Source organism: Streptomyces olivaceus (genome assembly GCF_000721235.1).
GTDB classification, from domain to species: domain Bacteria; phylum Actinomycetota; class Actinomycetes; order Streptomycetales; family Streptomycetaceae; genus Streptomyces; species Streptomyces olivaceus.
The window spans coordinates 195,757-209,069 of record NZ_JOFH01000007.1 but is presented as its reverse complement, the minus strand read 5'-3'; the positions used below and the strand labels follow the sequence as shown (position 1 = coordinate 209,069).

At 74.2% G+C, this 13,313-nt stretch carries 5 protein-coding genes and 1 pseudogene; 4 read left to right on the top strand and 2 right to left on the bottom strand.

Going from position 1 to position 13,313, the window contains the following annotated elements; translation table 11 throughout:
* Together IG94_RS42560 and IG94_RS43415 are read left to right on the top strand one after the other, a co-directional pair.
* Positions 1–653: pseudogene (locus tag IG94_RS42560) on the top strand (hypothetical protein); the annotation flags it as partial.
* A gap of 8 nt (positions 654–661) precedes the next feature.
* A complete protein-coding gene (locus tag IG94_RS43415) occupies positions 662–5,236 on the top strand; it encodes a cation-translocating P-type ATPase (protein WP_031033999.1) in 4,575 nt (1,524 codons plus the stop codon).
* A 187-nt stretch (positions 5,237–5,423) separates the two neighbouring features.
* Here IG94_RS43415 and IG94_RS0110925 read toward each other — a convergent pair whose 3' ends face one another.
* On the bottom strand, positions 5,424–6,869 hold the full coding sequence (locus tag IG94_RS0110925; RefSeq protein ID WP_031033996.1) for an MFS transporter: 1,446 nt from the start codon (positions 6,867–6,869) through the stop codon (positions 5,424–5,426).
* Positions 6,870–6,977: 108 nt separating this feature from the next.
* Here IG94_RS0110925 and dusB point away from each other — a divergent pair, with 108 nt between their 5' ends.
* Positions 6,978–8,144, top strand: coding sequence for a tRNA dihydrouridine synthase DusB (gene dusB / locus IG94_RS0110920; protein ID WP_031033993.1), 1,167 nt, complete (start codon positions 6,978–6,980; stop codon positions 8,142–8,144).
* 128 nt (positions 8,145–8,272) lie between these two features.
* On the opposite strand, the gene IG94_RS0110915 is transcribed toward dusB, so the two are convergent.
* On the bottom strand, positions 8,273–10,045 hold the full coding sequence (locus IG94_RS0110915; protein WP_031033991.1) for an alkaline phosphatase family protein: 1,773 nt from the start codon (positions 10,043–10,045) through the stop codon (positions 8,273–8,275).
* Between the two features lie 518 nt (positions 10,046–10,563).
* On the opposite strand from IG94_RS0110915, the gene ppdK reads away from it, so the two are divergent.
* Complete coding sequence (ppdK, locus tag IG94_RS0110910; RefSeq protein ID WP_031033989.1) at positions 10,564–13,293, top strand: pyruvate, phosphate dikinase; 2,730 nt, start codon at positions 10,564–10,566, stop codon at positions 13,291–13,293.
* The last annotated feature ends 20 nt before the right edge of the window (positions 13,294–13,313 follow it).

Sequence of the window (13,313 nt, the reverse complement as noted above, 5' to 3'; positions counted from 1 at the left end):
GGCAGGAAGAGGGAGAGGGGCAGCGGGGGAAGGCGCGGGGGCAGCGGGCGCTGGGTGAGGGCGGTGGGGCGGCGGGTGCCGGGGTGTCGGGTGGCGGGGCCTCGCGTGGTGGGGGCGGCGGTGTTTCCGGCAGCGCGGTCGCCAGATCCGTCGCCGAGAGGAGTACGGCCAAGGCCGCGGCCAAGAGGACCGCCACCAAGTCGGCGACGGCGAAATCGGCCACCGCGCGGAAGGCCGCCGGGAAGGCGGCCACCGCGCGCGGTGCGGTGAAATCGACCACCACGCGGGGCACTGCCGCGAAATCGACCACCGCGCGCGGTGCTGTCACCAAGTCGGCCACCGCGCGCGGCAGTGCCGCCCAGTCCGCCACCGCGAGCGGTGCCGCGGCGAAGACGAGCGCCGCGAAGAAGGTCGCCGCCGCGAAGTCCGCGGCCGCCGAGACCAGGGGCGCCAAGGCCGTGTCGGCGAAGTCCGCCGCCAAGTCGGCCACCGCGCGCGGTGCTGCCAAGTCCGCCGCCGAGTCCGTCGCCAAGAAGACGGCGTCACCCACGCGGAGCAGCGGGCGGGCGGCGGCCAAGGCGGCGGCCGGGCGGTCCTCCCGGAGCGGCCGTCGTCGGGCGGGCTCCGCCTCCCGCACCCGAACCACGGGCTGAGCGCAGCGATGGTCGGTGCGCTTCTGACGCGGTCCCAGGACGCCGTCTCCGGGTTCGTGCTGGCCGGACCCCGCCTGCTCGCGCGCGGCACCGCGCCCGCCGTGGGTGCCGCGGCCGGCGCGGTCGCGGGCACCGCACGGGCCGGGGTGCGCGGCGCCGACTTCGCCGCGCGGGCCGCCCGGGTGGCCCGCGCGGCGCTGCCGGGCGGCAGCCGGGAGTGGCGGGCCGGGCCCCGGGCGCACCTGGCGCTCAGGCCGGTCTCGGCGGACGAGGCCCGCCTGGCGGGCGGCACGGAGCACCTGGCGCGGCGGGTGGCGGCGGAGCTGGCCGAGCACCCGGACGTCCTGCTCGCCTACTGGGACACCGGCCTCGCCAGGCTGGTGGTGACCGCCACCGAGGACGCGCTCACCGACCGCGTCGTGGAGCGCGCCACCGGCATCGCCGAGCGCCACGGACTCACCCGGTCGGAGCGGCCCGAGCGGCGGGAACAGTCGGACGCGGAGGTGTCGGCGGACGAGCCGGACCACCCCGGCGACCCGGTCTCCGTGCGGGTCGCGGCGGCCGCGCTCGGGGCCGACGTGCTGGGCATCGCCGCGGCCGTGACCGGTGCGCGCCTGCGGCTGCCCGCGTCGCCGCGGCTGGTCACCGCCGTGGCGACGCTGCTGCGCGAGAACCCGGCGTTCCGCGCCTGGCTGCGCGAGCGGCTCGGCGACCACCGCACGGACGTGGCGCTGGCCGCCGCCAACGCGGTCGTGCACGGAGCCGGGCAGAGCCCCACCTCGCTGGTGCTCGACGGGGCGCTGCGCACCTGCCAGTTGACCGAGGCCGTGGCGCGGGCGGCGGCCTTCGAGGGCGTGCACGACCAGCTCTGCGCGCCCGGACGCGGCAGTCTGCCCGCCGCGGGGGAGCTGCGCCCGCCGCCGCTCACCTCCCCGGCCCAGGACTACGCCACCCACGCCTCGGCCGGCAGCGTCGCGGGTGCCGCGGCCACCCTGCTGGTCAAGCACGACCTGTCCGAGGCGGCGGAGGCGGTGCTCGCCGGTTCGCCCAAGGCGGCGCGTTACGGGCCCGCCGCGTTCCACGCCGTCCTGAGCGCCGCGCTGTCCCGTACCGGAGTGCTGGTGCGCGATCCCGCCCGGCTGCGGCAGTTGGAGACGGTCCGCACGGTCGTCCTGCACCCCAGCGCGCTGCGGGCGCCGGGAGCGGGCGCGGACCCGTGGACCGAGGACGTGCTGGACGCGGCGCGCCGTGCGGGCCTGCGCGTGGTGATGGTCGAGGACCCGGCGCTGGCCGACTTCACCGGCCTCGCGGACCAGGTCGTCGGCGCCGGGCGCCCGTGGGGCGAGGTCGTCGCCGGTCTCCGTGCCGAGGGCGGCGGCGTCGTCACCGTCGTACGGCCGCGGGCCGGGGACGGCCCGGAGGTGCCGGCCGGGCTGCTCGGCGGGGACGTGGCGGTGGCGCTGGCCGACACCGACGGCCCGGTGGCGTGGGGCGCGGACGTGATCGCCACGCAGGGCCTCGCCGACGTGTGGCGGCTGCTGCGGGCGGTTCCGGCGGCCCGCGCGATCGGGCGCAGGTCGCAGACGCTGGCCCGGTCCGGGGCCGCGCTGTCGGGACTGCTCGTGGCGGTCGGCGAGGCGCGCGGCAGACGCCGGGGCGGTGTGTCGGCGCTGCTGGGGATGCGGCACGCGCCGGTCGACGCGAGCGCGGCGCTGGCCCTGCTGTCGGGGACGCGCGCGGCGCTCGGCGTGGCGGCGGCCCGCGCGCCGCGCCCGCGGCCCAGGGTGGCGTGGCACGCGCTGGACCCTGACGCCGTACGGGACCGGTTGGAGCGGGAGGGCGGGCCCGAGCCGTCCGCCGCCGAGCAGGCCGCGGCGCGGCTGCGGGCCGCCGCCGACCGGGCGGGCCGGGTGCGGGTGCTGGCCCCGGCACGCTGGTCGTGGCAGCTGGCCCGGGCCGTGCGCGGTGAGCTGGACGACCCGCTCACCCCGGTCCTCGCGGTCGGCTCGGCCGCCTCCGCGATCCTCGGGTCGGTCGTGGACGCGTTGCTCGTGGTCGGCGCCCTGGATCTGAACGCGCTGGTCGGCGGCTTCCAGCGGCTGCGGGCCGAGCGGGCGCTCTCCGGGCTGCTCGCGGAGCAGAAGCAGAAGGCCCGCCTGGCGGAGGACCCCGCATCGGGGGACGGGCACGTCGGCCTCGGCGAGGAGCCTGGCGCGGAGGGGGAGTACCGCGCCCCCGGGCGGTCCGGCGGCGGGGGATCCTCGGTCCCGGCCGAGGCGCGCCCGTCGCGGACCGGCGGGACCGGTGGGACCGGTGGGACCACGGTGCCGGTCGGGGACGGGCCGCGGGAGGCCCCCGGAGAGGCCCCCGCGCGGGGCGAGCCGCGGATCGTGGACGCGGCCAAGCTGCATCCCGGGCACGTGATCGAGCTGAAGGCGGACGACGTGGTACCCGCCGACGCGCGGCTGCTGTGGGAGGACGGTCTGGAGGTGGACGAGTCCGCGCTGACCGGCGAGTCGCTGCCGGTGGACAAGTGCGTGGACCCGGTGCCCCGTGCTCCGGTGGCCGAGCGGTCCTGCATGGTCTTCGAGGGCACGACCGTGGTGGCCGGGCGGGCCCGGGCCGTCGTCGTCGACACCGGCGACCACACCGAGGCGGCGCGGGCGGTCGCGCTGGCCGCCCGGACCCCCTCGGCGGCCGGGGTGCAGGCCCGGCTCCAGGAGCTGACCCGCAAGGCACTGCCGCTCACCCTGGCGGGCGGCGCCGCGGTGACCGGCCTCTCGCTGCTGCGCGGGGCGCCGGTCAGGCAGGCCGTCGCGGGCGGCGTGTCGGTGGCGGTGGCCGCCGTGCCCGAGGGGCTGCCGCTGGTCGCGACGGTGGCGCAGCTCGCGGCGGCCCGCCGCCTGAGCCGCCACGGCGTCCTCGTGCGCACCCCGCGCACCCTGGAGGCGCTGGGCCGCATGGACACCGTCTGCTTCGACAAGACCGGCACGCTCACCGAGAACCGCCTGCGGCTGACGCGGGTCGCGGGCCCCGACGGCACGGTGCGCCGGGTCGGCGACCCGGACGCCGCCGACGCCGTACGGACCGCCGCGCGCGCCTGCCCGCGGCTGAACGGCGACGGTGCCCGGCCCACCCACGCCACCGACGAGGCGGTCCTGGAGGCGGCCGGGGACGACCCGGAGTGGATGCAGGAGGAGGGCCTGCCCTTCGAGACCTCCCGCGGCTACGCGGCCGCCGTGGGGCGCGAGCGCAAGGGCGAGAGCGGGGGCGGATCGGCCGTGCTGGTGGTCAAGGGTGCGCCGGAGACGGTGCTGCCCGCCTGCGCCGGTCTGCCCGCGGACACCGCCGGCGTGGCGCAGCGGCTGGCCGGTGCCGGGCTGCGCATCATCGCGGTGGCGCGGCGTTCCCTGGCCGAGGGCGAGAAGGCGGCCGACGTCCTCGAACAGCCGCCGTCCGGGCTGGAGTTCACGGGGCTGCTGGCGATCGCCGACGTGCCCCGCGAGACCTCCCCGGCGCTGGTGCGCGGGCTGCGCGAGGCGGGCGTACGGCCCGTGGTGCTGACCGGCGACCATCCGCAGACCGCCCGCGCCATCGCCGTCGACCTGGGCTGGCCCGAGGACGCGGTCGTGGTCACCGGCGACGAGATCGCCGCGGCCGACCGCACGGCGCGCTCGCGGATGCTGCGCGACGCGGACGTCGTGGCCCGCGTGGCGCCGGAGCAGAAACTCCAGGTCGTCGAGTCGATGCGGGACGCCGGGCGGGTCGTCGGCATGGTCGGGGACGGCGCCAACGACGCCGCCGCGATCCGCGCCGCCGACATCGGCGTCGGTATCAGCGCCCGCGGCTCGGCCGCCGCCCGCAACGCCGCAGACCTGGTCGTCACGGGCGACGACCTGCTGGTTCTGGTGGAGGCGGTGCGGGAAGGCCGGGCGCTGTGGCACAGCGTCGCCGACGCCATCGCCATCCTGATCGGCGGCAACGCGGGCGAGGTCGGCTTCGGCATCCTCGGCACGGTGCTGGGCGGCGCCTCGCCGCTGTCGACCCGGCAGATGCTGCTGGTCAACCTGTTCACCGACCTGTTCCCGGCGATGGCGGTCGCGGTGACGCGGACGGGCGACCCGGAGCAGGAGGCCGCCGACGCGGGCGCCCCCCTCGGGGCGGCGGTCCTGGGCGAGCCGCTGCTCCGGGAGATCCGGCACCGGGCCCTGACCACCGCGCTCGGCGCGACCGCCGCCTGGCTGTTCGGCCGCTGTACACCGGGCACGCGGCGCCGCTCGACGACGATGGCACTGTGCGCGGTCGTCGGCACCCAGCTCGCCCAGACCCTCGCCGACCGGCGCGAGAGCCGCCTGGTGCAGGTGACGTGCCTGGGCTCCGCCGCCGCGCTGGTCGCCCTCGTGATGACGCCGGGCGCTAGCCGCCTCTTCGGCTGCACACCGCTGGGTCCGGTGGCCTGGACGGGCGTGGCCGCGGCGATCGTCCTGGCCCTGGCGGGACAGCGGGCGCTGCCGGGCGTGGAGGCCGCGGTGACGCGGTACTGGCCGAAGGTGGCGGAACGGCTGCCGGCGGCGGTGCGCTGACGTCGCCCGGCAACACGGGCGCCCACGCCGGCCGGACTGACGTCTCCGTGCCGGCACGGTGCTGCCGGCTGGACTGACGTCTCCATGGCGGCACGGTGCTGCCGGGCCGGACTGGCGTCCCCCTGGCAGCACGCCGCCCGTGCCGGCCCCTGGCAGCACGCCCCCCCCCGTACCGGCCGGGGAGGGTTCAGGCCCCCGTCCGGGACGCCTCCCGTACCTCCGGGGCCGCCAGGCGCTGTGCCGTGCGTTCCGCCGTGCGGTGGGCCCAGCGGCCGTTGGTGACGGCGCCCAGGACGAGGACCGCGAGGCCGCAGGCGGCCAGGATCCACCAGCCGGGGCGGGAGGCGGAGACGAAGGTGTCCCGGTACGCCGAGGCGCTCACGCCCGCCGCCAGGACCGCGCCGACCACCGCCACGCCCAGCGTCTGGCCCAGCTGGCGGCTGGTGGAGGCGACCGCCGCGGCGACCCCGGCCTGGGCGCGCGGCATGCCGGAGACGGCGGTGTTGGTGATGGGCGCGTTGACGAAGCCGAAGCCGACGCCGAACAGGACGTAGCCGACGAAGAGGGTGACGTCGGAGGTCTCGGCCTCGAACGCGGCGAACAGCGCCCCGCTCACGGTCAGCGCGCCGCCCGCGATCAGCAGCGGCAGCCGCGGCCCCCGGCTGCCGACCAGCCGCCCGGACAGCGGGGCGCAGAGGAAGGTCGGGACGGCCATCGGCAGCATCCACAGACCGGCCTCCAGGGCGCTGAGTCCGCGTACGTTCTGCAGGTACAGCGTGGACAGGAAGAGGAAGCCGCCCAGCGCGGCGAAGGCGCTGATCGCGATGACGGTGGCCCCGCTGAACGGCGCCGACCGGAAGAAGCGCAGCTCGATGAGGGGCTCGGCGCGCCGGGGCTCGTACAGGAGCAGGCCGGCGAGGGCGGCGAGCGCCAGCACGGCGAACGGCAGCACCGTCGTGAGTCCGGCGTTCGGTGCCTCGATGATGGCGTAGGTGAGCGAGCCGAACAGGACGATCACCATCAGCTGGCCCAGCGGGTCGGGGCGGCGGCCCTTCGGCGCGCGGGACTCGGGGACGAAGCGCAGGGTGAGCAGGAGGGCGGCCAGGCCCACCGGCAGGTTGACCCAGAAGATCGAGCGCCAGCCGACCGACTCCACCAGTACGCCGCCCACCAGCGGACCGGCGGCCATGGATATGCCGACCACCGCGCCCCACACGCCGATCGCGCGGGCGCGCTCGCGCGGGTCGGTGAAGGTGTTGGTGATGATCGACATGGCGACCGGGTTGAGCATCGAACCGCCCACCGCCTGCATCATCCGGAAGACGACCAGCGAGGACAGGTCCGGCGCCAGGGAGCACAGCAGCGAACCGAGGGTGAAGACCACCAGGCCCGTCATGAAGACCCGCTTGCGGCCGATCCGGTCGGCCGTGGAGCCGGAGAGCATGAGCAGGGCGGCCAGCACGAGCGTGTACGCGTCGATCGCCCACTGCAGGCCCGAGGTGCTCGCGTGCAGGTCGCGCTGCATGGAGGGGAGGGCGACGTTGAGGATCGTGTTGTCGATGCTCACGATCAGCAGGCTCATGCAGCAGATGGCGAGCACGAGCATCCGGCGGCGGTGGGTGAGCTCGGGCATGGACTTCATCGTACGCCCATTTCGATAGTGCGGTTAACTAATGACCCATGCATGGTCTTTGTCCACAGGCTGTGCGGGGCATCGGCGCACGTGCGTGACAATGGGGGAATGTCCACGCTCACCACGCCCGCCCCCGGCACCGCCGCCGCACCGCTGCGGATCGGTCCGCACACCGTCGCGCCGCCCGTGGTCCTGGCCCCGATGGCCGGGATCACCAACGCGCCGTTCCGCACCCTGTGCAGGGAGTTCAGCGGCGGCAAGGGCCTGTTCGTGAGCGAGATGATCACCACCCGCGCCCTGGTCGAGCGCAACGAGAAGACCATGCAGCTGATCCACTTCGACGCGACCGAGACCCCGCGCTCGATCCAGCTGTACGGCGTCGACCCCCTGACCGTCGGCAAGGCCGTCCGCATGATCGCGGAGGAGAACCTCGCCGACCACATCGACCTGAACTTCGGCTGCCCCGTCCCCAAGGTGACCCGCAAGGGCGGCGGCTCGGCGCTCCCCTACAAGCGGAACCTGCTGCGGGCCATCGTCCGCGAGGCCGTCACCGGCGCCGGTGACCTGCCCGTCACCATGAAGATGCGCAAGGGCATCGACGACGACCACCTCACCTTCCTCGACGCCGGCCGGATCGCCGTCGAGGAGGGCGTCGCCGCCATCGCCCTGCACGGCCGCACCACCGCCCAGCACTACGGCGGCACCGCCGACTGGGACGCCATCGCCCGCCTCAAGGAACACGTCCCGGAGATCCCGGTGCTGGGCAACGGCGACATCTGGTCCGCCGAGGACGCGCTGCGGATGGTGCGGGAGACGGGCTGCGACGGCGTCGTGGTCGGACGCGGCTGCCTGGGGCGGCCGTGGCTCTTCGCCGACCTGGTCGCCGCCTTCGAGGGGCGGACCGACGCCTATGTGCGGCCCGCCCTGCGCGAGGTCGCCGACGTGATGGTCCGGCACGCGACGCTGCTGGGGGAGTGGATCGGCGACGAGGCGCGCGGCGTCATCGACTTCCGCAAGCACGTCGCCTGGTACCTCAAGGGCTTCGCCGTCGGCTCCGAGATGCGCAAGCGGCTCGCGATCACCTCCTCGCTCGCGGCACTGCGTGCCGGTCTCGACGAACTGGACCTCGACCAGCCCTGGCCCGCCGGCGCCGACGGCCCCCGCGGCCGTACCTCCGGCAACAACCGGGTGGTCCTGCCGGACGGCTGGCTGAAGGACCCGTACGACTGCGCGGGCGTCGGCGAGGAGGCCGAGCTGGACACCTCCGGCGGCTGACCGGCCCCTTCCGGCGGCCGACCGGACACCCAGGGGGCTGACGAGCCCCGGAGGCTGGACACCTCCGGCGGCTGACCGGACACCCCCTCCGGAGGCTGACCGGCCCCCGCACGCGGGCCCCGGACCGGTCAGCCCGTCGGGTGCGGGGTGGAGCCGTACGCCGTCAGGAAGGCGTCGCGGAAGGAGCTCATCCGCCACACCGGTGCGTCGTGGGCCGGCTTGAGGCCCTTCGTCCAGTTCCAGTCGTCGATCGCGTCGAGCACCTTCGGGTCCTTCGCGACGACCGACACCGGCACGTCCCGGCTCGCCTTGTCGCCGCTCACGCGGGCGATCGGCTGGTGGTCGCCGAGGAAGACGAGGACGGTGTCGTCGGTGCCGTAGCGCTCCAGCCACTGGGTGAGACTGGTGACCGAGTACTGGACCGACTTGCCGTACTCCTCCTTCGAGCGCCGCGAGTCGGTGAGAACCTCCGACGGCTCCACGCCCGCCGCCTCGATGCCGTCGTACACCGAGCCGTCGCCGATCCCGTCCCAGCCGACCAGCTCCGGGATCGGCGCCCACGGCTGGTGGCTCGACGTCAGGACGACCTCCGCCATCAGCGGCCTGTCGCGCTTCTTCCCGTGCTCCAGGCGCTGGAACGCCTCCAGTGCGTACTGGTCCGGCATCGTCGACCAGCTGAACTTCGGCCCCCGGTAGCCCACGTCGAAGGCGTCGTAGACCTTGTCGAGGCCGTACCACTTCGCCTCCGGCCACCCCTTCTGCACGCCCGGCATGACGCCGACCGTGTCCCAGTCGCCGGTCTTGCGGAACGCCTTGGTGAGGGTGAGGTGGTCGCCGGCGGTGACGGTGCGGTAGCGCTGCTGATTGTCCACCCACAGGCCCGACATGAAGGTGGAGTGGCCGAGCCAGCTGCTCCCGCCGTACGTCGCCGACGTCAGCCAGCCGCTCTTCGCCCGGAAGCCCGCCTTCTCCAGCGCCGCCGTGCCCGTGTCCAGCGTCCGGTCGACGCCCGGCGCCGTCACCGGGTCCTCGATCGCGGTGCGGCCGTAGCTCTCGATGAACGTGAAGATCACGTCCTTGCCGCGTAGGTCCGGCACCAACTGGGCACCGGGCGTGGCCCCGAACCGGTCCGACTTCGCCTCCTTCGCGAAGGCCGCCTCGTCCCGCAGGGTGTCCCGCACCCGGTTCGCCTGCGCCTCGACCGCCCGCGAGGCGCTGGTGGTCGCGACCGCCGGGCCGAAGGTCTGCACACCGAGCGCCGCGCAGGCCAGCCACACGGTGGCCGCCATCAGCGCGCCCCGGTTCGTCCGCTCCCGGTGCGCCACGAGCAGCTCCCCGAGCCGGACCACCGCCAGCGCCATGACGACCAGCAGCAGCACGGTGAGCACGACCGCGCCGACGGAGGCCCAGAACGCCGCCGCCCCGCCCATCGAGTCCGCCACGTAGGACTGGGCGTCGTCGAGCAGGCCCCAGTCGAGGACGACGTTGAAGCCCCGGCCCAGGTACTCGGTGAATCCCATGTCGAGCAGGTTCAGCACGGTCAGCGCGCCCAGACCGGTGCCGAGGAACGCCGCGAGCACCAGGCGCGGCACGCGCGGCAGTTGCAGCAGCAGCACCGCCGCGACGACCGCCTCCGCCGGGATGCGCGCGAACCGGCTGGGTTCGAGCGCGGCGAAGCTGTTCGGCAGCAGCAGCGCCCCGAGCACGAGCACGGCCGCGAGGACGGTGGTGGTCCGGCGCAGGACGAGCGCCGCACGCGGGTGCCGGGCGCGCCAGGCCCGCCAGTGGGCGAGGCGCGCCCGGAGGGCCGAGGACGGCGACGGCGGTGGGGTGGGTTCGGGTGAGTCGGGGTCGTCGGCGGCGTTCTGCGGCGGCCGGCGGAAAGGCGTGGAGACGGGCACCCGAAGGTCCTTCCGTGCGAAACCCGGTGGGTGGCGGGCCCCGGCGAGGGGGCCGGGAGCCCGCCGCACTCTCGTACGTCGGCGGGGAGCGGTCCGTTCACCGGCCCGGTCATCCCGGTCGTCCGGTGCCGTCCAGCGGTCCGCATGGTGGAATCCGGCGGCTCTCGGCAGGGTGATTCTCGCCACGCTTGATAGCTGACCTGCTCAGATGAGCGGATCTTGAGCGACTCCACTTCCCTAAGCTGTGGCACTGAGTGCCAGCCCTTGATCGTTCATCGATCGAACTCGGACGTGCGGAATGCTGCTCATGTGAGCGGATTGAGGGGTGTCTCTCGCTCCATCCCTTCAAGAGGTGAAAACACCGCTCGCCACTCGCTTGCCAAGCCTTGACTTTCGATCCACTGGCGGACGGGTGGTTACAGGCGCATGACGCACAAGTGGACGTACCCAGGTGCCTTTGATCTGGGTACATTCCTCGCCGTCAGGGCAGCCACCGCGTCCTCGAGGAGTCGAGACCCGTGTCGGAAAACAAAGATCCCCAGGTAGCGCACACGGCGAAGTTCGTTTACGACTTCACCGAGGGCAACAAGGACCTCAAGGACCTCCTCGGTGGCAAGGGCGCCAACCTCGCCGAGATGACCAACCTGGGCCTCCCGGTCCCTCCCGGCTTCACCATCACCACCGAGGCCTGCAAGACCTACCTCGACAGCGGCGAGGAACCGGCGGCACTGCGTGACGAGGTGAGTGCGCACCTCGACGCCCTCGAAGGGAAGATGGGCAAGAAGCTCGGCCAGGCCGACGACCCGCTCCTCGTGTCGGTCCGCTCCGGCGCCAAGTTCTCCATGCCCGGCATGATGGACACGGTCCTCAACATCGGCCTCTCCGACCGGTCCGTGCAGGGCCTGGCCCAGCAGGCCGGCGACGAGCGCTTCGCCTGGGACTCCTACCGCCGCCTCATCCAGATGTTCGGCAAGACCGTCCTGGACGTCGACGGCGACCTCTTCGAGGAGGCCCTGGAGAAGGCCAAGCAGGCCAAGAAGGTCGCGGTCGACACCGAACTGGAGGCCGCCGACCTCAAGAAGCTCGTCACCGTCTTCAAGAAGATCGTGAAGAAGGAGGCCGGCCGGGACTTCCCCCAGGATCCGCGCGAGCAGATGGACCTCGCCGTCAAGGCGGTCTTCGAGTCCTGGAACGGCGAGCGTGCCAAGCTCTACCGCCGCCAGGAGCGCATCCCGCACGACCTCGGCACCGCCGTCAACGTCTGCTCCATGGTCTTCGGCAACCTCGGCCCCGACTCGGGCACCGGCGTCGCCTTCACCCGCGACCCCGCCTCCGGCCACCAGGGCGTCTACGGCGACTACCTCCAGAACGCCCAGGGCGAGGACGTCGTCGCGGGCATCCGCAACACCGTCGCGCTGGCGGAGCTGGAGCGGATCGACAAGAAGTCGTACGACCAGCTGATGCAGATCATGGAGACGCTGGAGAACCACTACCTGGACCTCTGCGACATCGAGTTCACCATCGAGCGCGGCCAGCTGTGGATGCTCCAGACCCGCGTCGGCAAGCGCACCGCGGGCGCCGCCTTCCGCATCGCCACCCAGCTCGTCGACCAGGGCCTGATCGACGAGGCGGAGGCCCTCCAGCGGGTCAACGGCGCCCAGCTCGCCCAGCTGATGTTCCCCCGCTTCGACGACGAGGCGAAGGTCGAGCAGGTCGGCCGGGGCATCGCCGCGTCGCCGGGCGCGGCGGTCGGCAAGGCCGTCTTCGACTCGTACACCGCCGTCAAGTGGTCCCGCTCCGGCGAGAAGGTCATCCTGATCCGCCGCGAGACCAACCCCGACGACCTGGACGGCATGATCGCCGCCGAGGGCATCCTGACCTCGCGCGGCGGCAAGACCTCCCACGCGGCCGTGGTCGCGCGCGGCATGGGCAAGACCTGTGTCTGCGGCGCCGAGGAGCTGGAGGTCGACACCAAGCGCCGCCGGATGACCGTGCCCGGCGGGCACGTCGTCGAGGAGGGCGACGTCGTCTCCATCGACGGCTCCTCCGGCAAGGTCTACCTCGGCGAGGTGCCGGTCGTGCCGTCGCCGGTCGTCGAGTACTTCGAGGGCCGCATGCACGCGGGCGCCGAGGACGCCGACGAGCTGGTCGAGGCCGTGCACCGCATCATGGCCTTCGCCGACCGCAAGCGCCGGCTGCGGGTGCGCGCCAACGCCGACAACGCCGAGGACGCGCTGCGGGCCCGCCGGTTCGGCGCCCAGGGCATCGGGCTGTGCCGCACCGAGCACATGTTCCTCGGCGACCGGCGCGAGCTGGTGGAGCGGCTGATCCTGGCCGACACGGAGGCGGTGCGCGAGGAGTCCCTGAAGGAGCTGCTCCCGCTGCAGAAGCAGGACTTCGTGCAGCTCTTCGAGTCGATGGACGGCCTCCCGGTCACCGTCCGCCTCCTCGACCCGCCGCTGCACGAGTTCCTGCCCGACATCACCGAACTGTCGGTGCGCGTCGCGCTCGCCGAGTCCCGCCAGGAGCCGCACGAGAACGAGCTGCGCCTGCTCCAGGCCGTGCACCGGCTGCACGAGCAGAACCCGATGCTGGGCCTGCGCGGCGTCCGCCTCGGCCTCGTCATCCCGGGCCTGTTCACCATGCAGGTCCGCGCCATCGCCGAGGCCGCCGCCGAGCGCAAGGCGGCCAAGGGCGACCCGCGCGCCGAGATCATGATCCCGCTGGTCGGCACGGTCCAGGAGCTGGAGATCGTCCGCGAGGAGGCCGACCGGGTCGTCGCCGAGGTCGAGGCCGCCACGGGCACCAGGCTCAAGCTGTCGATCGGCACGATGATCGAGCTGCCGCGCGCCGCGCTGACCGCCGCCCAGATCGCGGAGGCCGCCGAGTTCTTCTCCTTCGGCACCAACGACCTGACCCAGACCGTGTGGGGCTTCAGCCGCGACGACGTCGAGGCCAGCTTCTTCACCGCCTACCTGGAGAAGGGCATCTTCGGCGTCTCCCCGTTCGAGACCATCGACAAGGACGGCGTCGGCTCCCTGGTCGCCGCCGCCGCGCAGGCCGGCCGCGCCACCCGGCCCGACCTCAAGCTCGGTGTCTGCGGCGAGCACGGCGGCGACCCGGAGTCGGTCCACTTCTTCCACGAGGTGGGCCTGGACTACGTCTCCTGCTCCCCGTTCCGCATCCCGGTGGCCCGCCTGGAGGCCGGCCGCGCGGCGTCGCGGTCCAAGGGCAGCGACCACAGGTAACCCTCAAGGGGTCCCAGGCC

Excerpts from the sequence above, each read along its gene's own strand:
- IG94_RS43415 (WP_031033999.1), top strand. The coding sequence starts at position 662 with ATGGTCGGTGCGCTTCTGACGCGGTCCCAGGACGCCGTCTCCGGGTTC.
- IG94_RS0110925 (WP_031033996.1), bottom strand. The coding sequence starts at position 6,869 with ATGCCCGAGCTCACCCACCGCCGCCGGATGCTCGTGCTCGCCATCTGC.
- dusB (WP_031033993.1), top strand. The coding sequence starts at position 6,978 with ATGTCCACGCTCACCACGCCCGCCCCCGGCACCGCCGCCGCACCGCTG.